The organism is Microbacterium sp. LKL04 (assembly GCF_900102005.1).
Lineage (GTDB): Bacteria > Actinomycetota > Actinomycetes > Actinomycetales > Microbacteriaceae > Microbacterium.
The window spans coordinates 837,257-856,906 of the sequence record NZ_LT627736.1 but is presented as its reverse complement, the minus strand read 5'-3'; the positions used below and the strand labels follow the sequence as shown (position 1 = coordinate 856,906).

Sequence of the window (19,650 nt, the reverse complement as noted above, 5' to 3'; positions counted from 1 at the left end):
ACCGGCCTCAGCCGGCGAGCTTCGCCTTCACGTAGGCGACGATGGCATTGGCGTGTCCGTGCCCGAGACCGTGCTCGTTCTTCAGGACGGCCACCGTCTCCATGTGCGTGCGGGTGTCGAGGCTGTCCGCGGCGATGTCGAGCCAGCGCTGCACCGGCTGTCCGTAGGTCTTCTCGATGCTTGGAAAGTACGAGGCAGGGCCTTTCGGCTTCTCCCCCGGGGCGATGACCGGCGCAACGACACGATGGGCTTCCATACCCGTCACGCTAGCGCCGCGGGCGTCAGGCGTCGATGCGCTCGCGATCGAGGCGTTCGCTCGAGGTGACGATGAAGTCGCGACGCGGCGCGACCTCGGAGCCCATCAGCAGCTCGAACACCGTCGATGCGACCTCGGCGTCCTGCACGCGGACCCGGCGGAGCGTCCGGCCCGCGCGGTCCATCGTCGTGGTGGCGAGCTGGTCGGCATCCATCTCGCCGAGACCCTTGTACCGCTGGACCGGCTCCTGCCAGCGCTTACCGGACTTCGTCAGCTTCGCGAGCAGCGTGTGCAGCTCCTGCTCGCTGTAGGTGTAGATCGTCTCGTTCGGCTTCGTGCCGGGATTCATGACCACGACGCGGTGCAGCGGCGGGACGGCAGCGTAGACGTGGCCCTCTTCAATCAGCGGACGCATGTAGCGGAAGAACAGCGTCAGCAGCAGCGTGCGAATGTGAGCGCCGTCGACATCGGCGTCGCTCATCAGGATGATCTTGCCGTAGCGAGCGGCTTCGAGGTCGAAAGACCTTCCCGACCCCGCTCCGATCACCTGGATGATCGCGGCGCACTCCGCGTTCGACAGCATGTCGCTGATCGAGGCCTTCTGCACGTTGAGGATCTTGCCGCGGATCGGCAGGAGCGCCTGGTACTCGCTGTTGCGCGCGAGCTTCGCGGTGCCGAGCGCCGAGTCGCCCTCGACGATGAACAGTTCGGACTCGGCCACGTCGTTCGTGCGGCAGTCGGCGAGCTTCGTCGGCAGCGACGACGACTCGAGCGCGTTCTTGCGGCGCTGCGTCTCTTTGTGGGTGCGCGCGGAGATGCGCGCCTTCATCTCCGAGACGACCTTCTCGAGCAGGAGCGCGGTCTGCGCCTTGTCGTCGCGTTTCGGCGAGGCGAACTTCGCGGCGAGCTCTTTCGAGACGACGGATGCCACGATGTTGCGGACCGCCGGAGTGCCGAGGATCTCCTTCGTCTGCCCCTCGAACTGCGGTTCGGGCAGGCGCACCGTGAGCACGGTCGACAGACCGGCGAGGATGTCGTCCTTCTCGATCTTCTCGTTCGCCCCGACCTTGAGCTTGCGCGCGTTCGACTCGATCTGACCCCGAAGGGTTTTCATGAGCCCCTGCTCGAAGCCCTGCTGGTGCGTGCCGCCCTTGGGCGTCGCGATGATGTTGACGAACGAACGGGCGACCGTCTCATACCCCGTGCCCCACCGGAGGGCGATGTCGACCTCGCACTCGCGCTCCACCTCGGTGGGCACCATGGCGCCGGAGGGCTGCAGGACGGGGACCGTCTCCGTGAAGGTGCCCGTTCCGGACAGCCGCCAGGTGTCCGTGATGGGCGCGTCCGGTGCGAGGAAGTCCGCGAATTCCGAGATGCCGCCGTCGTAGCGGAAGCTCGTTTCGATCTCCTCGTCGGTCCGGCGGTCGACGATGACGATCTCGAGACCGGGGACGAGGAACGCGGTCTGCCGCGCGCGCTGCTCGAGCTCGCTCAGATCGAAAGCGGCATCCTTCGTGAAGATCTGCCGGTCCGCCCAGTAGCGGATGCGGCTTCCGGTGACACCGCGAGGCGCCTTGCCGACGACTCTGAGCTCGCTGGACTTCTCGAAGGGACGGAACGGCGATGCCGGACCGTCGCCGTCGAACAGTCCGGGTTCTCCGCGATGGAACGACATGGCATACGTCTTGCCGCCCCGGTCGACCTCGACGTCGAGCCGCTCAGACAACGCGTTCACGACGGACGCGCCGACACCGTGGAGACCACCGGATGCCGCGTAGGACCCGCCGCCGAACTTGCCTCCCGCGTGGAGCTTGGTGAAGACGACCTCCACGCCCGACAGTCCGGTGCGGGGTTCGATGTCGACCGGGATGCCGCGGGCCCGGTCGCGGACCTCGACGCTGCCGTCGGCGTAGAGCAGGATCTCGATCCGGTCGCCGTGCCCACCGAGCGCCTCGTCGACGGAGTTGTCGATGATCTCCCAGAGGCAGTGCATGAGACCGCGCGAGTCCGTCGAGCCGATGTACATGCCCGGCCGCTTGCGCACGGCTTCGAGCCCTTCCAGGACCTGGAGATGATGGGCGGAATACTCGGCGGTCACGATCTCCCATCGTATTCGGCACGACCGACAGTCGCCTGACCGACACACGAGCACGGGAGCCGACGCGGACGCGGCGGGCACATACCGTACGCCCGGAGCGAAATGTCATGCAATGGCGGCATACCCACAACATCCGCGTGGTTGTATGACATGACAGTTCACCCGTCATGAGCAGTACGAGGAGGCACCTGACATGAGCACGTCGACCACCACCGAGCCCGGAGCCGTCCTCGAACACCGCCTGACGGCGATGGATCGCTGCGACTCCTGCGGAGCCCAGGCCTACATCGCCGCCGAGGTCAACGGGAGCGAGCTCCTGTTCTGCGCCCACCACGGCCGCAAGTACGAAGAGAAGCTGCGCGCCGTCGCCACCTCGTGGCACGACGAGACCGCTCGCCTGACCGAGGCGGTCTGAGCCGCGGCATCCCGATCCCGACGAAAGCCCCCTGCATCATGCAGGGGGCTTTCGCGTGAGAGCTCGAGTCAGAACCCGACGGCCGCCTGGTAGACAGGCAACAGGCCGGTGCGGACACCCGAGGCCGAGGGCTTCGGCTGGAAGACGCTCGAGTTGTGGTTCCCCTCGATGACGACCGGGCCGGCCGGGGTGATCGCGATGTCCCACCCCACGTACGGCGCTTCGGGCGTGCGGCGTGCGAGCGCGGCGACGAGGTCGAGGACGCGGCCGTACTCGGGCACCTGGAATCCGACGATCGGCGTCCCGGTCACCGGGTGCTCACGGTAGACGTTGCTGTTCTTGTCGACTCCCGGATACATGGCGATCCCGTCGTCGTCGAGCATCGTGAACATCCCGCCCGAGGCGAAGTTGTCGATCACGTCCCCGTTGCCGATGCGGAGCACCGCGGCCAGCAGGTGGACGCGATCCTCCCCGTCGAGGAACGTGATGAGGCGGACCGTGTTGACGGCGTCCGGGTAGAGCGCCGACATCTCGGGGTGCTGGACGATGAACTCGTCGAGGACGGTCTGCCCCTTGGCTGTGACCTCGGCGCGGAAGCGTGCTGCGTCGACGTCGGGGGCGACTGCGTGCAAATCGATCCCGCCGCCGCCGTGCCCCTCGTTCGGCTTCGCGAGGACGCGCGGATGGCGAGCGAGGAAAGCGGCCAACTGGGTGTCGTCGACGTCGCGGAGGTCGATCGTCTCGCGGCCGAGGAGATCTGCGTACTCCCGGGCGAAACGACGCTTGTCCTCGAGCTTCGAACGCCCCTCGGGCGTGTTGTACATCTTCGTGATCCGGAACGACTTGGGGTGCGTCATCCACGTCTTCCGCTCCTGCGCGTTCAGCAGGCGGATGTCCCAGACGGCGTAGTCGCGGAAGGCCATGTCGTAGCGCACCGAGCACCACAGCATGTCGGCGATGATCACCGGCAGGGGCGCCTTCGACACGCGCTGCACGGTGCGCGCGAACTCGACGAGGTTGCCCGGTCGGATCTTCCGCGCGCGTCGGATCAGGTACTGCAGGCGGACGCGGATGCGGCGCATGGCGGTCCCTTCGGTTCGGGTCGGTCAGAAACGCATCGCGGCGCGGTACCGAGGCAGCAGGCCACGGCGGATGCCGGAGACGGACGGCTTCGACTGGAACACACCCGAGTTGTGGTTGCCCTCGATGACGACCGGACCCTCGGGCGTGATGGCGATGTCCCACCCGATGTACGGGAACGCGGGCACGCGTCGCGCAAGCCGGTCCACCAGTGCCAGGACCTCGTCGTACAGGGGGACCTGGAAGCCCGTGATGGGCGTGCCGGTGGCGGGGTGCTCCGCGAACGGGCGCCCCTCCTCATCGCTGGCGGCGTGGAGTGCGCGGCCGCTGTCGTCGAGCATCGTGTACATGCCGCCGTTGCTGAAGTTGTCGATGACGCCGCCGTTGCCGATCTTCAGGACGCCCGCGAGCACATGCACCTCGCCGTCGGGGTCGAGGTACGATACCATCCGGAGCGAGTTGACGCTGCCCGGGTAGAGCGCAGCCATGTCGGGGTGCTGGACCAGCACCTCTTCGACCAGGTTCTGCCGGTCCGACAGAAGCTGCTCGCGGAACGCGGCGGTGTCGCCGATCTCGGCGGACTCGATCAGCGTGATGCCGTTACCTCCGACGCCACCGGGGTTCTTCGCGATGATGCGCGGATGCCGGCCCACGAAATCGGCGAACGTCGCGGCATCCGTTTCGTCGAGATCGATCCACTCGCGGCCGAGCTCCGGACCGAACCGCGTCGCGAACTGGAGCTTGTCGTCGAAGACGGCGCGCTGCGCGTTGTCGTTGAGGCGTCGCGACAGGTGGAACGACTTCGGGTCGGTCATGTACGTCTTGCGCTCGCGCCCCTTGAGGATGCGGAAGTCCCACTCCGAGTAGTTCTCGAACGTGGTCTCGTAGCGCACCGAGCACCACGCCATGTCGGCCACGACCCACCACAGCGGAGCCTTCGAGAGCCGCGCGGACTGGCGGGCGAACTGGAGCACCCGATCGGTGTCGAAGTTGACGACGCGCTTCACGAAGAAGCGTCCGCGACGATAGAGCCTGTTCACGGCACCCATGATCAGGCCTTCGTGGAACGGATGATGCCGAGCGGCGTGGACTGGTGTCCCTGACCGAGCGGATTGTCCGAGAGGATGCGGACGAGCCGCTGCTCCCCCGCCTTGTCGAGCGTCGACCCGAGGATGTTGCCGCCGATGTCGTTGATGTCGACGACGGCGACCTCGTAGGACCCACCGAGACGGGTCTTCAGTCGCGCCGCCACGGCAGCCGGATCCTTCGGACCGAGCACGACCGCCTTGTTGTACGGCGGGATCGTGTGCGGCGTGGGCCCATCGATGGAGCGCGCCTTGTCGCCGGCGATCCGGTAGAAGTCACCACGGCGTCCGAAGAGCTTCGTCACAGCTGCGACACCGGCCGCGAACACGATCCGAGGCGTCCCGCACTCGCGCAGCGCCATCTCCATCGTCTCGGGCATGCCGAGGCCGATGCCGTACTTCGTCTTCACGACGTAGCGCGACAGGAACCGTGCGAGCGGCCTGGGCGTGATGTCCTCGACGAGGTACGAGCGCCCCTGAGTGATCGCGACGATCTTCTCGGTCACGAAGAGCAGGTCGCCGGGCTGGAGCTCCGGAGCGGCGTAGGTTGCGACGATCTCGTCGATGTCCTCGCCCGGCATGACTACGTGCGTCCGGATGGGGATCCGGGCGTACGTCGCGCCGTCGACCGCTCGCGTGAGCTCCTTGCCCTCGTTCGCGGCGTCGCTCATTCGAGGTAGTCCCGGAGCGACTGCGACCGCGACGGGTGCCGCAGCTTCGCCATCGTCTTGGACTCGATCTGACGGATCCGCTCACGCGTCACGCCGAACGTGTCGCCGATCTGGTCGAGCGTCTTGGGCTGACCGTCGCCGAGGCCGAAGCGCATCCGGATCACGCCCGCCTCGCGCTCGCTCAGCGAGTCGAGGAGGGATTCCAGCTGCCGCTGCAGCATCGTGAAGCCGACGGCGTCGGCGGGGACGACCGCCTCGGTGTCCTCGATGAGGTCGCCGAACTCGCTGTCGCCGTCCTCACCCAGGGGGGTGTGGAGCGAGATCGGCTCGCGACCGTACTTCTGCACCTCGATGACCTTCTCGGGGGTCATGTCGAGCTCGCGGCTGAGCTCCTCGGGCGTGGGCTCACGGCCCAGGTCCTGGAGCATCTGACGCTGCACGCGGGCGAGCTTGTTGATGACCTCGACCATGTGGACCGGGATGCGGATCGTCCGTGCCTGGTCGGCCATGGCGCGCGTGATGGCCTGACGGATCCACCACGTCGCGTAGGTCGAGAACTTGAAGCCCTTCGTGTAATCGAACTTCTCCACGGCGCGGATGAGACCGAGGTTGCCCTCCTGGATGAGATCCAGGAACTGCATGCCGCGGCCGGTGTAGCGCTTGGCGAGCGAGACCACGAGGCGGAGGTTGGCGCCGAGCAGGTGGCTCTTCGCACGCTGTCCGTCACGTGCGACCCACTGCAGGTCGAGACCGAGCTGCGCCGACTTCTCGGCCGCCGTCATGTGGGAGAGCTTCTCCTCGGCGAACAGGCCGGCCTCGATGCGCATCGCCAGCTCGACCTCTTCGGCGGCGTTGAGGAGCGGGACCTTGCCGATCTGCTTCAGGTAGTCCTTGACCGGGTCGGCGGTCGCGCCGGTGATCTGCGTCGAGTAGACCGGGACCTCGTCGTCGTCCGACGACGAGATGACGATCGCGCCCGTCGGAAGCGGCTCGGTGAACGCCGGCTTGGTCGGCTCGTCCTCGTCGTCGCCTTCGGCCTTGTCGGCGTCCTTCTTGGCGTCGTCCTCCGGTGCCTCATCGGTCGCGTCGAGCTCGACCTCCTCCGACTCGCCGTCCTCGTCGTCGTCCTCATCAGCGGACTTCTTCGCGCGGGTCTTCGCCGGGGACGCCTTCGTCGCAGCCGGCTTCTTCGCGGGGGCCTTCTTCGCTGCGGCCTTCTTCGCCGGAGCCTTCTTGGCAGGTGCCTCGGTCTCAACAGGCTCGACGACGTCAGCTTCGTCGACCGCTTCTGCCGCTCGTGTACGGGTGGTCCTCGTGCTCGAAGTCACGTCTCGCCTTTCACCGACGGCACTCCGCCGGGTTTCGGACACTAGTAAGACCCTTGTCAAGTCCCGTGGACACGCACAACGACGTTCCTTCGGACCGGACAACGGGTCATTTCGTCCATTCTCTCACAGGTGTGGGATGCATGAAGGACGCACCGGTGTCAACACCGAAAACCGTATGGGCATTCCCGCGAGACGACGATCGCGGGCGAGGGACGAGAGGGGGCAGGCGCCTCAGCCGAGTCCGGGACGACGATCGTCGTCCGACGGCCGGTTAGCCAGGAAGCGCTCGAGTTCCGCGGCCAGCTCGTCGGCGGAGGGGAGGTCGCCGGTGTGGATGATGGGCTGCGCTTGCGTCGCGCCTGCCATGTACGCGTCGTAGCGCGTCTCGAGGTTGTGCAGCATGGTGGTCAGCTCATCGCTCGACGACACCTGGTCCTCGACCTTCTCGAGATACTCGCGGTTCTCGTCGCGCAGCGTGTCGCTGTCGAAGACGAGGCCCGTGGCGATCGAGACGCTGTCGAGGGCGGCGATGGCCGCAGCGGGGAAATCGGTCTCCGCCAAATAGTGCGGAATGAGGAGCGCGAAGCCCGACACCGACATCCCGGCATCCGACAGGCGGTATTCGAGGAGGTGCCCGGCGGTCGACGGCACCTGCGTGCGCGGCTTCCACACCGAGTGGGCTTCGGTCAGATCGCTCCGGTTGCCGCTCACCGTCGTTCCGAGCGGCCGGGTGTGCGGGACGGGCATCGGGATCGCGTGGAACCACGTCACCGATCGGACCTGGAGTCCCTCGGCGAGTCCCACCACGGTGTCGACGAACGCCTCCCACGCGAAGTCGGGCTCGTACCCGGAGAGCAGGACGAACGGCTGCCCCAACGCGTCGTGCACGAGGGCGAGGTCGAGACGGGGCGCCTGATAGTCAGTCAGGTGGTCGCCGTCGAACGTGATGATCGGGCGACGGGCGCGGTAGTCGAAGAGGACATCCGGGTTGAAGGTGACCACCGGCTGCGGGTCGTGCTCGGTGTGCAGGTGATCGACGACTCGCGTCACCGCGGATCCGGCATCGGTGAAGCCGGTCAACGCGACGACCAGAGGCAGACCCGCCGGGACGGGCGGAGCGGTCGTTATGCGCTCGTACAGGGGACCAGACAGGGGCATGTCTCCACTGTAGGAGCAGGCTCCAAGGGGTCGGCGCGCCCGGCGTCCCGCTCTGAGCGAACGCCGCCCTCCATAGGATGGAGGCATGCCGTACCCCGAGCTGACCGTGTCCACCTCTCCTGCACGCGACGGCGGCGCCGACGCGATCGTCCTGGCTCTTCCGCCACTCGATGAGGCGACGACGGTCCTCGCAGACTGGCCGGGCGTAGAAGACGTGCTGCGAGGCGTGGGGTACACCGGCGCCGCCGGCACCACGGTGCGTGTCTTCGCGCCGGCATCCACCGATCTGCCCCTCTTCGTCGTCGGCACCGGAGCGACCCCCTCCGCCGATGCGATCCGGGATGCCGTCGGCGCCGCGGTCCGCACGACCACCGGATTCGCGCGCCTCGCCGTCGCCGTTCCCCACGCCGAGGATCACTGGCGTGCTGCTGCCGAGGGCGCCGTCCTCGGCGGATATCGCTTCGAGGGCTACAAGTCGGGTGAGCCCGGCAAGACGCGCGCCGCTCACGTGACCCTCCACCTCGCCGCCGATGTCGACCCGGCCGATGTGCGCGGCGTCGACATCACCGGTTCCGCCGTCGCTCTCGTGAAGGACCTCGTCAACATCCCCGCCGAGTGGCTCGGCCCGGCCGATCTCGCGGAGCGCGCGATCGAGGCCGTCGCAGGGCTGCCCGTCGACGTCGAGGTCCTCGACGAGTCCGAGCTCGCCGCGCAGGGCTTCGGCGGCATCCTCGGGGTCGGTCAGGGCTCGGACCGCCCGCCGCGTCTCGTCCGCCTGACCTACTCCCCCGCCGGCGCCGACCGCCATGTCGCGATCGTCGGCAAGGGCATCACCTTCGACACCGGCGGCCTGTCGCTGAAGCCGCCGGCATCCATGGTCGGCATGAAGTTCGACATGGCCGGTGCGGCGACGGCTCTCGCGGTCGTGCGGGCGGCCGCGCAGCGCGAGCTGCCCGTCGGGGTCACCGCCTGGCTCTGCATCGCCGACAACATGCCCTCCGGACGCGCGACCCGCCCGGGCGACGTGCTCCGCATGCTCGACGGGACGACCGTCGAAGTGCTCAACACGGATGCCGAGGGCCGCCTCGTCATGGCTGACGGTCTCGTCGCGGCGAGCCGAACGCAGCCCGACGTCATCGTCGATGTCGCCACTCTGACGGGCGCCGTCATCGTGGCGCTCGGCAACCGGCACACCGGCGTCATGGGCGACGACGACGCCGTGGCGCGCTACCTAGAGGCGGCCGGCTCCGTCGGCGAGGCCGCCTGGCGGCTGCCTCTCCCCGAGCACATGGAGGACGAGCTCGACTCCCCCATCGCCGACCTGCGCAACGCCAAGGTCGGCGATCCTGCGGGAGGCACGATGTTCGCAGGGCTCTTCCTGCAGCGGTTCGTCGGACGAATGTCGGAGGATGCCGACGCACCCCGCATCCCCTGGGTCCATCTCGACATCGCCGGAAGCGGTGAGAACAAGGCGTCACCCTTCGGTCCGACGGACAAGGGCCCGACGGCGGCGACGGTGCGATCGCTCCTCGCCTTCCTCGAGGCGGAATCGCGATGACCCGTCACGAGTTCGACCTGGTCGTCCTGGGTGGCGGCAGCGGCGGGTATGCAGCGGCGATCCGCGCCAGCGAGCTCGGCAAGACCGTGGCACTCGTCGAGAAGGACAAGGTCGGGGGGACCTGCCTGCATCGAGGCTGCGTGCCGACGAAGGCGCTGCTGCACACGGCCGAGATCGCCGATCACGTGCGCGAAGCGGCGTCCGTGGGTGTCGACGCAACGTTGTCGGGTTTCGACACGTCGCGGATGACCGCGTACCGCGAGGGCATCGTCGCCAAGAAGTACCGAGGCCTGCAGAGCCTGCTGTCGACGCGCGGGATCACCGTCGTGCCCGGCGAGGGACGGCTGACCGCCGACCGGACGATCGTGGTGGGCGACGATGAGTACGCCGGTGCGGACGTGATCCTGGCGACGGGCTCGCGGACGCGGTCCCTCCCCGGGATCGAGCCCGGCGGACGAGTCCTCACGAGCGAGACGGCGCTCACCCTCGACGAGGTGCCGTCGTCGGTCGTGATCCTCGGCGGCGGGGTGATCGGCGTCGAGTTCGCCAGCGCGTGGCGTTCGCTCGGCGCCGAGGTCCTCATCGTCGAAGCACTGGACCGTCTGCTGCCTGCGGAAGAGGCCGCCTCGAGCAAGGCTCTCGAGCGCGCCTATCGCAAGCGCGGCATCCAGACCGCCCTGTCGACCCGGTGCGACGGCGTGACCGCGCGCGCGGACGGCGTCGCGGTGACACTCTCGGACGGTCGGGTCGTCGACGCGGACAACGTCCTCGTCGCCGTGGGACGCGGACCCGTCACGGACGGACTCGGCCTGGCTGAGGCCGGAGTCTCGCTCGATGGGGGCTTCGTGACCGTCGACGCCGACCTCCGGACCACGGTCCCCCACGTCTGGGCCGTCGGCGACATCGTTCCCGGACTGCAGCTCGCCCACCGCAGCTTCCAGCAGGGCATCTTCGTGGCGGAGCGGATCGCGGGGCTTTCACCCGTTCCGGTGCCGGAATCGACGATCCCGCGTGTCTCGTACTCGCATCCCGAGGTCGCCTCGGTGGGGTTGACGGAGGAGCAGGCGCGGGCTGCGCACGGCGACCGGGTCACCGCATTCGAGTTCAACCTCGCGGGCAACGCGAAGAGCGAGATCCTCGGGACCGCCGGGTTCGCCAAGGTCGTCCGGATCACGGACGGGCCGGTCGTCGGCGTCCATCTGGTGGGCGACCGCGTGGGCGAACTCATCACCGAAGGGCAACTCGCCATCGGATGGGAAGCGCACCCCGAGGACATCGCCCCCTTCGTCCACGCTCACCCCACCCAGAGCGAAGCCCTCGGCGAGGCGTTCCTCGCTCTCGCGGGCAAGCCCCTCCACACCATCTGACCCCGTCGCACTCGCGACACTAAGCTAGAGAGCACATCGCTTTTTCTTGAAGGAGACACAGTCATGAGCACATCCGTGGTCCTCCCCGCGCTCGGTGAGAGCGTCACTGAGGGAACGGTCACCCGCTGGCTCAAGAAGGTCGGTGATTCGGTCCAGGCCGACGAAGGTCTCCTCGAGATCTCGACCGACAAGGTCGACACCGAAATCCCCTCGCCCGTCAGCGGCGTGATCGAGGAGATCCTCGTGGACGAGGACGAGACCGTCGAGATCGGTGCCGTTCTGGCCAAGATCGGCGACGGATCGTCGACTCCCGCTGAGTCGGCACCCGCCGAGGAGTCGGCACCCGCCGAGGAGCCGGCCGCCGAAGAGCCCGCCGCCGAGGCGCCCGCACAGGAGGAGGCACCGGCCGAGTCCGCACCGGCATCCTCCGCCCCCGCCTCGTCCGGTGACGCGAAGGACGTCGTCCTCCCCGAACTCGGCGAGAGCGTCACCGAAGGCACCGTCACCCGCTGGCTGAAGCAGGTCGGCGATGACGTCGCCGTCGACGAGCCCCTCCTCGAGATCTCGACCGACAAGGTCGACACCGAGATCCCCTCGCCGATTGCCGGAACCCTGACCGAGATCCTCGTCCAGGAGGACGAGACCGTCGAGGTCGGTGCCGTGCTGGCTCGCGTCGGCTCCGGCGCCGCTGCACCGGCCGAGGCGGCCCCCGCCGCGCCCGCCGAGGAGAAGGCTGCCGAGCCCGAGGCCCCGAAGGCCGAAGAGCCCAAGGCCGAAGCACCCAAGGCCGAAGAGCCCAAGGCTGCAGAGCCCGAGGCGGAAGCGCCCAAGGCCCAAGAGTCGAAGGCTCAGGAGCCTCAGGCCGCCCCGGCCGAGGATGGCGTGACCTACGTCACCCCGCTCGTCCGGAAGCTCGCTCAGCAGCACGGCGTGGACCTGTCGACGGTCACCGGCAGCGGTGTCGGCGGGCGCATCCGCAAGGAAGACGTCCTGAAGGCCGCCGAGGCTCCGAAGGCCGACGCCGCTCCGGCGGCGACGCCGGCACCCGCTGCCGTCGAGGTGTCGCCGCTGCGCGGCACGACGCAGCCGATGTCGCGTCTGCGCAAGGTGCTCGCCAGCCGCGCCGTCGAGTCCATGCAGCAGACCGCTCAGCTGACCACGGTCGTCGAGGTCGACGTCACGAAGCTCGCGAACTACCGCGACTCCGTGAAGGCGTCGTTCCTCGAGAAGACGGGCGACAAGCTGTCGTTCCTGCCGTTCTTCGCACTGGCCGCCGCCGAGGCTCTGAAGACGTTCCCGATCATCAACTCGACCGTTGACGGCGACCAGATCGTGTACCCGGCGAGCGAGAACCTCTCGATCGCGGTCGACACCGAGCGTGGCCTCCTGACGCCGGTCCTGCGCGACGCGGGCGACAAGAACATCGCTCAGATCGCTCATGAGATCGCCGACCTCGCCGGTCGCACCCGCAACAACAAGCTGAAGCCCGACGAGCTCGCCGGCGGCACCTTCACGCTGACCAACACGGGTTCGCGCGGTGCCTTGTTCGACACCCCCGTCGTGTTCCTGCCGCAGTCCGCGATCCTCGGAACCGGCGTCGTCGTCAAGCGCCCGGGCGTCGTGTCGGTCGACGGGAAGGACGCCATCAGCGTCCGCTCCTACGTCTACCTCGCCCTGTCGTACGACCACCGTGTCGTCGACGGTGCGGATGCCGCGCGGTTCCTCAGCACGATGAAGGCTCGCCTCGAAGCGGCGCAGTTCGAGGGCCAGCTCGGCGCCTGACCCTGACAGCTGGACCGGTCATGGCTGGTCCGCGAGGTCGTACACCTCGCGGGCCAGCCATTTCTCTTGCACCCGGACCATGACGAGCACCTGCGTCCGTTCCGCACCGACGATCTTCACCGCGGCCGCACCGCCGTACTCGTCGACGACCTCGATCGCATAGTCGCCTCCGGCGGAGGGCAAGGCTGCGGGCGCCGACGGGTCCTCCCAGAGCCGAGAACGGCAGGCGTCGTCCGAGCACGACCCGATCTCTGCGATCAAACCGCGCGCAGCGGTGACGATGTCTTCAGGCCCGGAATCCCTCTTCACCGGACGCTGGTCCGTCACAGGAGACGCCTCCGCCGTCTGAGGTGGTGCTGACATAGACGGGCTCCGCGGCGGGGTGACCGGCGCTTCGGACCCGGGCGCATCGGCGGCAGCGGGGCTCTCAGCTTCCCCGCTCGGCCAGAGGGCGCCGCCGAGGATCACCGCGGTCGCGGCCGCACCGGCGACGAGCACGACGCGTCGGCGCCGGGGGCGCGGTTCGGGCCGCGCACGGTCCGGCCGACGAGGGCGTCGCGCCGCGGAGGCCACCGCGCCCAGTGCGGTGGCCACGCGGTGCGCCACGCCGACGTCCACCAGACGGCCGAGCAGGTCGCGCACGGTCGTCGCGAACCCGGTCGGCCGTGTCTGCGCCGCCCCCGCCCGCGTCCTTTCAGGTGGACCGGCGGGGGTCCCCTGACGATCGGTCGGAAGGGGTTCGGGCTCCGCGGCCGCGAACAGCGCGCTTTCGATCTCTTCCGTCTCACGACGCAGTCGACGCGGTTCTTCGATGGCGGCCGCGGCGCGTTCGAGAGCAGCATCGAGAACGGCGGCCCCCGAGTCCGGAGTGCGCCGGGCGACCGCCTCCCGGAGCAGAGCTACGGTGTCGTGACGCCAGGCCAGCGCGCCTGTCAGGGCGAGGACGGGTCGCCCCTCGGCCGTCACCCACCAGCGTCCCGTCTCCGCGCCCAGCCGATCGGCTTCGGCGGCGCCTCGCAACGCGCTGATGGCGACCGTGACGAGTGCACCGTCGGACGGAGCACCGTGCCGCACGACCTCGTCGAGGGTGACGGGGCAGTGAGGAAGGATGACGCAGGATCCGTCGGGCGTACCGGCGGAGTCGAGTGGCGCGAGGATGTGCTCGGTGCCGCCGGCCGCCCAGGCGGGCGAGGTGCCGAAGTCTTCCGCGCCGACCCAGACGGCCGGCGTCGCCCCGCCGCGCAGTACACCCGCGAACGGGGCTTCGGCGGTGGTCAGTTCGCGGAGCGCGGGGGGCACCTCGAGTGAGAGCGGATCCATCCCCTCAGGGTGCGCGTCGTCGCCGCCCCAGGGCGGGGATGCGAGGGGGTCGTGGACAGCCGGCAGCCGACGAACCGTGTGAAGAAGTCTGCGAGCCGCGAAGGTAGGCTGATCCCATGGCATCCCGCAGTACCGCACCAGAGAAGCGCCCTGGATTCTTCTCGCAGATCCGCTCGCTCTACACGTTCACCAAGAACGAGTTCCGGTGGCTGCCGTGGGCATTGGCCGGCACGGTGCTCGTCGGTATCGGCATCGGCATCGGCATCGGGTTCCTCGTGCAGCCCGTGCAGCTCTGGAGCATCATCCTGTGGGGCGTCAGCGGCGTGCTCATGGGCGTCCTGCTCGCCATGATCCTGCTGACGCGACTGTCGACTCGGGTCATGTACCGGAAGCTCGACGGGATGCCGGGTGCCGTGGGCCACGTGCTGTCGACCGGTCTCGGCCGCAGCTGGGTGACGTCGGAGATGCCCGTCGGCGTCAACCCGCGCACGCAGGACGCCGTCTACCGCGCCGTCGGTCGCGGCGGCGTCGTCATCATCGGCGAGGGTGCTCGCGGACGTCTGACGCGACTCATCAACGATGAGCGCAAGAAGGTGTCGCGAGTGGCATCCGGAATCAACGTCGAGGTCCTCTACGTCGGCGACGAAGAGGGTGACATCCACATCTCGAAGCTCGGCAAGACGATCAAGTCGCTGCCCAAGACCGTCGATCGCGCCACTCTCGCCGCCGTCGTCAAGCGGATCGACTCGGTGTCGCAGTCGGTCACGTCGCTGCCGATCCCCAAGGGCATCGACCCGGCGCGCGCGCGGGCTCAGCGTCCGCGGTGATCCCGCTCAGCCTCTGACGAGGACGGTTCCCACGACCTTGTCGTGGAGACCTCGCTGATCGGCGTCCCAGATGACCGCCGGCAGCACGAGCACGAGCAGCGCCGTCCGCACGATGGGGCGCCACAGACCAGGCCAGCCTCCGCGGGCCAGTTCGACCCGCATGCCGAGGATGCGGTGCCCGGGGCTCCCGCCGATGGTCGGGATGAAGAGGATCTGCAGGACGGCGAAGACGATCATCGGCGCGAAGAGGGTCCATCCGGCTTTCTCGGGCAGCGCGAACTGGTCGTATCCGAAGAACGCCGTGGCGAGGATCGTGGCCGCGGCGTAGTCGATGAAGAGGGCGCCGATGCGGCGGCCGGGACGGCCGATGCTGCCGCGGCCGGTGGCGGGACGGCCGAGCCGCTCGCCGGGATAGTCGGGCAGGGTCGAAGACACCCCATCAGCGTAATCGCGTCCACGTAACATCCTCGAAACATCGGAGACACTGCCGGGCAACTGCTGCCCGATAGGTTCGAGGGGCGCCTGATCCGACGGGCGTCGACATCGCACCCGATCTTGGAGACTCCATGTTCAAAGATTCTTCCGAGGTGCTCGCGTTCATCAAGGACGAGGACGTCAAGTTCCTCGACATCCGTTTCACGGATCTCCCTGGTGTCCAGCAGCACTTCAACATCCCGGCCTCGACCGTTGACGAGGAGTTCTTCACGGTCGGCCAGCTCTTCGACGGCTCCTCGATCCGCGGCTTCGCGAACATCCACGAGTCCGACATGCAGCTCATCCCGGATGTCACGACGGCCTACCTGGACCAGTTCCGCGAAGCGAAGACGCTCGTCATGATCTTCGACATCTACAACCCGCGCACGGGCGAGATCTACCACAAGGACCCGCGCCAGGTCGCCAAGAAGGCGGAGAAGTACCTCGCTTCGACCGGGATCGCCGACACGGCGTTCTTCGCTCCCGAGGCGGAGTTCTACATCTTCGACGACGTGCGCTACGAGGTGAAGCAGAACTCGAGCTTCTACTCGGTCGACTCCGAGGAAGGCGCCTGGAACACCGGCCGCGTCGAAGAGGGCGGCAACCTCGCCAACAAGACCCCGTACAAGGGTGGGTACTTCCCGGTCAGCCCGGTCGACAAGACGGCCGACCTGCGCGACGACATCACCCTCAAGCTGATCGAGTCCGGCTTCGTGCTCGAGCGCTCGCACCACGAGGTGGGCACGGGCGGCCAGCAGGAGATCAACTACCGTTTCGACACGATGGTGCACTCGGCGGATGACATCCTGAAGTTCAAGTACATCGTCAAGAACACCTGCGAGGAGTGGGGCAAGGTCGCGACCTTCATGCCCAAGCCCCTCTTCGGTGACAACGGCTCCGGAATGCACACGCATCAGTCGCTGTGGCTCGACGGCAAGCCCCTCTTCTACGATGAGAAGGGCTACGGCGGGCTCTCGGACACCGCTCGCTGGTACATCGGCGGCCTGCTCGCGCACGCTCCCGCGGTCCTCGCCTTCACCAACCCGACGATCAACTCGTACAAGCGCCTGGTCAAGGGCTACGAGGCTCCCGTCAACCTGGTCTACTCGGCCGGTAACCGTTCGGCTGCGATCCGCATCCCGATCACCGGTTCGAACCCGAAGGCCAAGCGCATCGAGTTCCGCGCTCCGGACGCCTCCGGCAACCCGTACCTCGCCTTCGCGGCGCAGATGATGGCCGGCCTCGACGGCATCATCAACCGCATCGAGCCGCACGAGCCGGTTGACAAGGACCTGTACGAGCTGCCCCCCGAGGAAGCGAAGAACATCCCGCAGGTGCCGAACTCGCTCCTCGACTCGCTCGAGGCTCTGCGTGCCGACCACGAGTTCCTCACCCGCGGCAACGTGTTCACGCCCGAGCTCATCGAGACGTGGATCGAGTACAAGATCGAGAACGAGATCAAGCCGATCGCGGCACGTCCGCACCCGTTCGAGTACGAGCTGTACTTCGGGGTCTGATCACCGGATCATCGCGAAGGGCCCGTCGGCATGCGCCGGCGGGCCTTTCCGCATCCCTCCGGCCGGGAAGCGCGACGCCGTCCTTCAGGCGAGGGCGGCGTCGATGATCGCCCGCACCCGGTCCGCGGGCACGGCGCTCTCGCGCGAGACCTCGACGAGCTGCGCGGCGAGCTCCTGCACGCGACGCTCACCGGCATCCGGAGACCACGCCACGACGGTGCCGTTGCGCCCGCGGGTCTCGATCGCTCCGGCCGCCTCGAGCTCTTTGTAGGCGCGCGCGACGGTACCGGGCGCCATGCCGAGGTCTGCAGCGAGGTGCCGTACGGTCGGTAGCCGGGTCCCCGCGGGCAGCTCGCCCTCCCGCATCCGGTCCAGCAACTGGGCGCGCAGCTGCTCGAACGGCGGCACCGGTGACGCGGGCTCGATCCTGACGTTCGGCTCCATCGCGCTCCTCCGTTCGACTCTCATCTCATCGTATCGATACAGAGGTCGCGCTTCCGCGTCTCGCCGACCCTGCTAGCCCACTCGACCGAAGGCGTGGAGTCCGAGCTCTGCGCTGAGGATGTCGGCCGCAGCGTGTCCACGCACGCTCGTCCCCCGCTCATCGAGCGGCGGGCTGATCGTCGCGGCGCCCAAGACGCCCGGCACCGACATGACCAGGGCCCCGGACACGCTGGACTTCGCGGGAATGCCGACGCTCCGCATCCATCGCCCGGAGCCGTCGTAAACCCCGCACGTGGCCATGACGGACACGACGTCGCGTGCGACCGCCTCGGGGACCACCCGCTCCCCCGTCACGGGATTGGTGCCGCCGTTCGCAAGCGTGGCGCCCATGACCGCCAAGGCCCGAGCGTCGACGAGAACCGCGCAGGCGCGGGCGTAGACGGCGACGGCGTCATCGGCGGTGACCTTCAGCGTGCCCTCCGACCGCATCAGGTGGGCGAGCGCGTGGTTCCGGTCGCCGAGAAGATGCTCGTCCCGCGCGATCTCCTCATCGACGTCGAGCGATCGGCCCGCGAAGGCCGACAGCCCGCGGAGGATCCGTTCGTCGCGCGCAGCGACATCCCCGCCCTCGACCAGGGATGCCGTCAGGAGCGCCCCCGCATTGACCATCGGATTCGGCGGACGTCCCGTGCCGCTCTCGAGCTTGATCGCATCGAAGGCCTCGCCGGTCGGCTCGATCCCGACACGGTCGAGCGCGGCCCCGTCGGTGTCTGCGAGGGCGAGCGCGAACAGAAACGGCTTCACGGCGGACTGCAGGCTGAATCGAACGTCGGCCTCCTCGGATGCCGAGATCTCCCCGTCCGTGCCGACGATCGCGACGGCGACCAGGTCAGGATCGGCGGACGCGAGCGCGGGAATGCTGCGATCCACCTCCCCGCCGGTGTGCGTCTTGACCCTCGCCACCAGGGTCGCGAGGTCGCCCGACGACGGGATGCTCAAAAGCCCGGGAGGTTGATGTCCTTCGGGTCGACCTCGACCTCGCCCACGTCGTCCGGCCCACCCGTCCCGGGCGCCACCTGCACCTGGGACTCATCGACATCGCCGGCTACCTCGTCGGACACGTGTTCACCCTGCTTCTGCTGGGTCTCGGTCTCACTCCCGGGACTGTACGCGGTGTCCTGATCGACCTGGTCGTTCTGCGAGTGAGCGGTATCGGTGGCCGGGGTCGGCTCGTCGGCGGAGCTGTCGTGGTGACTCATCATGATCGGACGCTACGCGCGGGACGGTTCGCCGACGGCCCCCTTGACAGTGCCGCGGCTCGGCGACCGACGTCCCCAGCGGTCTCAGTGCGCGGCAGCCGAGTCCTTCTCGCCGTGCGCGCGGTCCCCGCCCCGAAGGCGGCCGATGAGCATGATCACACCGACGATCACGAGCCCCAGGATCAGTCCGGCGACCGCCGACACGAGAGTCTCGCCGACCCACACGATGACGGGACCTGCGGCTTCGAGCAGATGCTCGACACCGTGCAACAGGTCCGTCGTCCAGTGCCAGCCGACCTTCCCCACGTTCTCGAGCACGAGGTGGCCGCCGACCCACAGCATGGCGACGGTGCCGAGGATGCTGATGCCGCGGAAGACGGCGGGCATCGAGCGGACGATGCGAGCGCCGTTGTGACGCACGCGCTTGACCGGGCTCTTCGCCATCTTCAGACCGATGTCGTCGATCTTGACGAGCAGGGCGACGGCGCCGTACACGAGGAGCGTCATCATGAGGGCGATGACGGCGAGGATGGCCAGCGTCTGCCACACGCCCAGATCCTCCTCGAGGCTGTCGAGGGCGATGAGCATGATCTCGCTGGACAGGATCAAGTCCGTCCGCACGGCGCCGAGGACGAGCTTCTTCTCGTCGCGCTCCGCCTCCTCCTCCGCGTGCAGATGGAACCCGAACCATTCGAGGACCTTCTCCGCACCCTCGAAGCAGAGGAACGCTCCACCGATGATGAGGAGGTACGGGAGGACCCACGGGGCGAACGCGGTCAGCACGAGCGCGATGGGGATGATGATGAGGAACTTGTTGACGAGCGATCCCAGAGCGATCTTGCCGACGATGGGGAGCTCGCGGGCAGGCGTCACGCCCTGCACGTACTGGGGCGTCACCGCGGCGTCGTCGATCACGACGCCCGCCGTCTTGGAGGATGCCTTGAGGGCGGCGCTCAGGATGTCGTCGACGACGGCCAGCAGTCCAACGGACATAGGTGGTGACCCTTTCGG

Annotated in this window: 19 protein-coding genes; 6 read left to right on the top strand and 13 right to left on the bottom strand. The window is 68.3% G+C overall.

The genetic code is table 11. The annotated features are described in order from the left end of the window. Positions 1-7: 7 nt before the first annotated feature. Both BLP38_RS04240 and BLP38_RS04235 read right to left on the bottom strand, forming a co-directional pair. Entirely contained in the window at positions 8-256 is a 249-nt protein-coding gene (locus BLP38_RS04240) for a DUF4287 domain-containing protein (RefSeq protein ID WP_091353374.1), read from the bottom strand. A 25-nt stretch (positions 257-281) separates the two neighbouring features. After that, positions 282-2,354, bottom strand: coding sequence for a DNA gyrase/topoisomerase IV subunit B (locus BLP38_RS04235; RefSeq protein ID WP_091353371.1), 2,073 nt, complete (start codon positions 2,352-2,354; stop codon positions 282-284). 193 nt (positions 2,355-2,547) lie between these two features. Here BLP38_RS04235 and BLP38_RS04230 point away from each other — a divergent pair, with 193 nt between their 5' ends. Next, the gene (locus tag BLP38_RS04230; RefSeq protein ID WP_091353368.1) at positions 2,548-2,769 is read left to right on the top strand and encodes a DUF7455 domain-containing protein; all 222 of its coding nucleotides are present in this window, start codon (positions 2,548-2,550) and stop codon (positions 2,767-2,769) included. A gap of 68 nt (positions 2,770-2,837) precedes the next feature. On the opposite strand, the gene BLP38_RS04225 is transcribed toward BLP38_RS04230, so the two are convergent. The 5 genes from BLP38_RS04225 to BLP38_RS04205 form a co-directional block, all read right to left on the bottom strand. Continuing rightward, the gene (locus tag BLP38_RS04225) at positions 2,838-3,851 is read right to left on the bottom strand and encodes a sugar-transfer associated ATP-grasp domain-containing protein (protein WP_091353364.1); all 1,014 of its coding nucleotides are present in this window, start codon (positions 3,849-3,851) and stop codon (positions 2,838-2,840) included. A gap of 24 nt (positions 3,852-3,875) precedes the next feature. After that, positions 3,876-4,898: a sugar-transfer associated ATP-grasp domain-containing protein gene (locus BLP38_RS04220; RefSeq protein ID WP_091353361.1), complete on the bottom strand. Its 1,023-nt coding sequence runs from the start codon at positions 4,896-4,898 to the stop codon at positions 3,876-3,878. Between the two features lie 2 nt (positions 4,899-4,900). Then, complete coding sequence (locus BLP38_RS04215) at positions 4,901-5,605, bottom strand: coenzyme F420-0:L-glutamate ligase (RefSeq protein ID WP_091353357.1); 705 nt, start codon at positions 5,603-5,605, stop codon at positions 4,901-4,903. Then, entirely contained in the window at positions 5,602-6,933 is a 1,332-nt protein-coding gene (locus tag BLP38_RS04210; protein WP_091353354.1) for an RNA polymerase sigma factor, read from the bottom strand. Before BLP38_RS04210 ends, BLP38_RS04215 begins: the two co-directional genes overlap by 4 nt. 231 nt (positions 6,934-7,164) lie before the next feature. Next, positions 7,165-8,091 (bottom strand): proteasome assembly chaperone family protein, encoded by a 927-nt coding sequence (locus tag BLP38_RS04205; RefSeq protein WP_091353351.1) that lies wholly within the window; start codon positions 8,089-8,091, stop codon positions 7,165-7,167. 85 nt (positions 8,092-8,176) lie between these two features. On the opposite strand from BLP38_RS04205, the gene BLP38_RS04200 reads away from it, so the two are divergent. The 3 genes from BLP38_RS04200 (at position 8,177) to sucB (ending at position 12,798) form a co-directional block, all read left to right on the top strand. After that, positions 8,177-9,649: a leucyl aminopeptidase gene (locus BLP38_RS04200; protein ID WP_091353346.1), complete on the top strand. Its 1,473-nt coding sequence runs from the start codon at positions 8,177-8,179 to the stop codon at positions 9,647-9,649. Next, entirely contained in the window at positions 9,646-11,016 is a 1,371-nt protein-coding gene (gene lpdA, locus BLP38_RS04195) for a dihydrolipoyl dehydrogenase (RefSeq protein ID WP_091353343.1), read from the top strand. Before BLP38_RS04200 ends, lpdA begins: the two co-directional genes overlap by 4 nt. A 63-nt stretch (positions 11,017-11,079) precedes the next feature. Further along, positions 11,080-12,798, top strand: a complete 1,719-nt coding sequence (gene sucB, locus BLP38_RS04190; RefSeq protein ID WP_091353341.1) for a 2-oxoglutarate dehydrogenase, E2 component, dihydrolipoamide succinyltransferase — start codon at positions 11,080-11,082, stop codon at positions 12,796-12,798. 18 nt (positions 12,799-12,816) lie between these two features. On the opposite strand, the gene BLP38_RS14210 is transcribed toward sucB, so the two are convergent. After that, positions 12,817-14,118 carry a hypothetical protein gene (locus BLP38_RS14210; RefSeq protein ID WP_157681066.1) on the bottom strand — a complete coding sequence of 434 codons (1,302 nt, stop codon included), beginning with the start codon at positions 14,116-14,118 and terminating at the stop codon, positions 12,817-12,819. Between the two features lie 116 nt (positions 14,119-14,234). Here BLP38_RS14210 and BLP38_RS04175 point away from each other — a divergent pair, with 116 nt between their 5' ends. After that, a complete protein-coding gene (locus BLP38_RS04175; protein WP_091353335.1) occupies positions 14,235-14,945 on the top strand; it encodes a DUF4191 domain-containing protein in 711 nt (236 codons plus the stop codon). Positions 14,946-14,951: 6 nt separating this feature from the next. Here BLP38_RS04175 and BLP38_RS04170 read toward each other — a convergent pair whose 3' ends face one another. Then, a complete protein-coding gene (locus tag BLP38_RS04170; protein ID WP_091353333.1) occupies positions 14,952-15,380 on the bottom strand; it encodes an RDD family protein in 429 nt (142 codons plus the stop codon). A 131-nt stretch (positions 15,381-15,511) separates the two neighbouring features. Between BLP38_RS04170 and glnA the strand changes: the two genes are divergently transcribed. Next, positions 15,512-16,936, top strand: a complete 1,425-nt coding sequence (gene glnA, locus BLP38_RS04165) for a type I glutamate--ammonia ligase (RefSeq protein ID WP_018186667.1) — start codon at positions 15,512-15,514, stop codon at positions 16,934-16,936. A gap of 84 nt (positions 16,937-17,020) precedes the next feature. Here the strand turns inward: glnA and BLP38_RS04160 are convergent, their stop codons facing one another. The 4 genes from BLP38_RS04160 to BLP38_RS04145 form a co-directional block, all read right to left on the bottom strand. Next, positions 17,021-17,380 (bottom strand): GntR family transcriptional regulator, encoded by a 360-nt coding sequence (locus tag BLP38_RS04160; RefSeq protein ID WP_091353330.1) that lies wholly within the window; start codon positions 17,378-17,380, stop codon positions 17,021-17,023. A 72-nt stretch (positions 17,381-17,452) separates the two neighbouring features. Further along, on the bottom strand, positions 17,453-18,379 hold the full coding sequence (gene glsA, locus BLP38_RS04155; RefSeq protein ID WP_091353328.1) for a glutaminase A: 927 nt from the start codon (positions 18,377-18,379) through the stop codon (positions 17,453-17,455). After that, positions 18,376-18,642, bottom strand: a complete 267-nt coding sequence (locus BLP38_RS04150; protein WP_091353326.1) for a hypothetical protein — start codon at positions 18,640-18,642, stop codon at positions 18,376-18,378. Before BLP38_RS04150 ends, glsA begins: the two co-directional genes overlap by 4 nt. A gap of 81 nt (positions 18,643-18,723) precedes the next feature. Next, positions 18,724-19,632, bottom strand: a complete 909-nt coding sequence (locus tag BLP38_RS04145) for a DUF808 domain-containing protein (RefSeq protein ID WP_091353323.1) — start codon at positions 19,630-19,632, stop codon at positions 18,724-18,726. Between the last annotated feature and the right edge of the window lie 18 nt (positions 19,633-19,650).

Coding starts and splice junctions, on each gene's coding strand:
- BLP38_RS04150 (WP_091353326.1), bottom strand. CDS start 18,642: ATGATGAGTCACCACGACAGCTCCGCCGACGAGCCGACCCCGGCCACC.
- BLP38_RS04230 (WP_091353368.1), top strand. CDS start 2,548: ATGAGCACGTCGACCACCACCGAGCCCGGAGCCGTCCTCGAACACCGC.
- BLP38_RS04175 (WP_091353335.1), top strand. CDS start 14,235: ATGGCATCCCGCAGTACCGCACCAGAGAAGCGCCCTGGATTCTTCTCG.
- BLP38_RS04145 (WP_091353323.1), bottom strand. CDS start 19,632: ATGTCCGTTGGACTGCTGGCCGTCGTCGACGACATCCTGAGCGCCGCC.
- lpdA (WP_091353343.1), top strand. CDS start 9,646: ATGACCCGTCACGAGTTCGACCTGGTCGTCCTGGGTGGCGGCAGCGGC.
- BLP38_RS04225 (WP_091353364.1), bottom strand. CDS start 3,851: ATGCGCCGCATCCGCGTCCGCCTGCAGTACCTGATCCGACGCGCGCGG.
- glnA (WP_018186667.1), top strand. CDS start 15,512: ATGTTCAAAGATTCTTCCGAGGTGCTCGCGTTCATCAAGGACGAGGAC.
- BLP38_RS04220 (WP_091353361.1), bottom strand. CDS start 4,898: ATGGGTGCCGTGAACAGGCTCTATCGTCGCGGACGCTTCTTCGTGAAG.
- BLP38_RS04240 (WP_091353374.1), bottom strand. CDS start 256: ATGGAAGCCCATCGTGTCGTTGCGCCGGTCATCGCCCCGGGGGAGAAG.
- BLP38_RS04215 (WP_091353357.1), bottom strand. CDS start 5,605: ATGAGCGACGCCGCGAACGAGGGCAAGGAGCTCACGCGAGCGGTCGAC.
- sucB (WP_091353341.1), top strand. CDS start 11,080: ATGAGCACATCCGTGGTCCTCCCCGCGCTCGGTGAGAGCGTCACTGAG.
- BLP38_RS04160 (WP_091353330.1), bottom strand. CDS start 17,380: ATGGAGCCGAACGTCAGGATCGAGCCCGCGTCACCGGTGCCGCCGTTC.
- BLP38_RS04205 (WP_091353351.1), bottom strand. CDS start 8,091: ATGCCCCTGTCTGGTCCCCTGTACGAGCGCATAACGACCGCTCCGCCC.
- BLP38_RS14210 (WP_157681066.1), bottom strand. CDS start 14,118: ATGGATCCGCTCTCACTCGAGGTGCCCCCCGCGCTCCGCGAACTGACC.
- BLP38_RS04200 (WP_091353346.1), top strand. CDS start 8,177: ATGCCGTACCCCGAGCTGACCGTGTCCACCTCTCCTGCACGCGACGGC.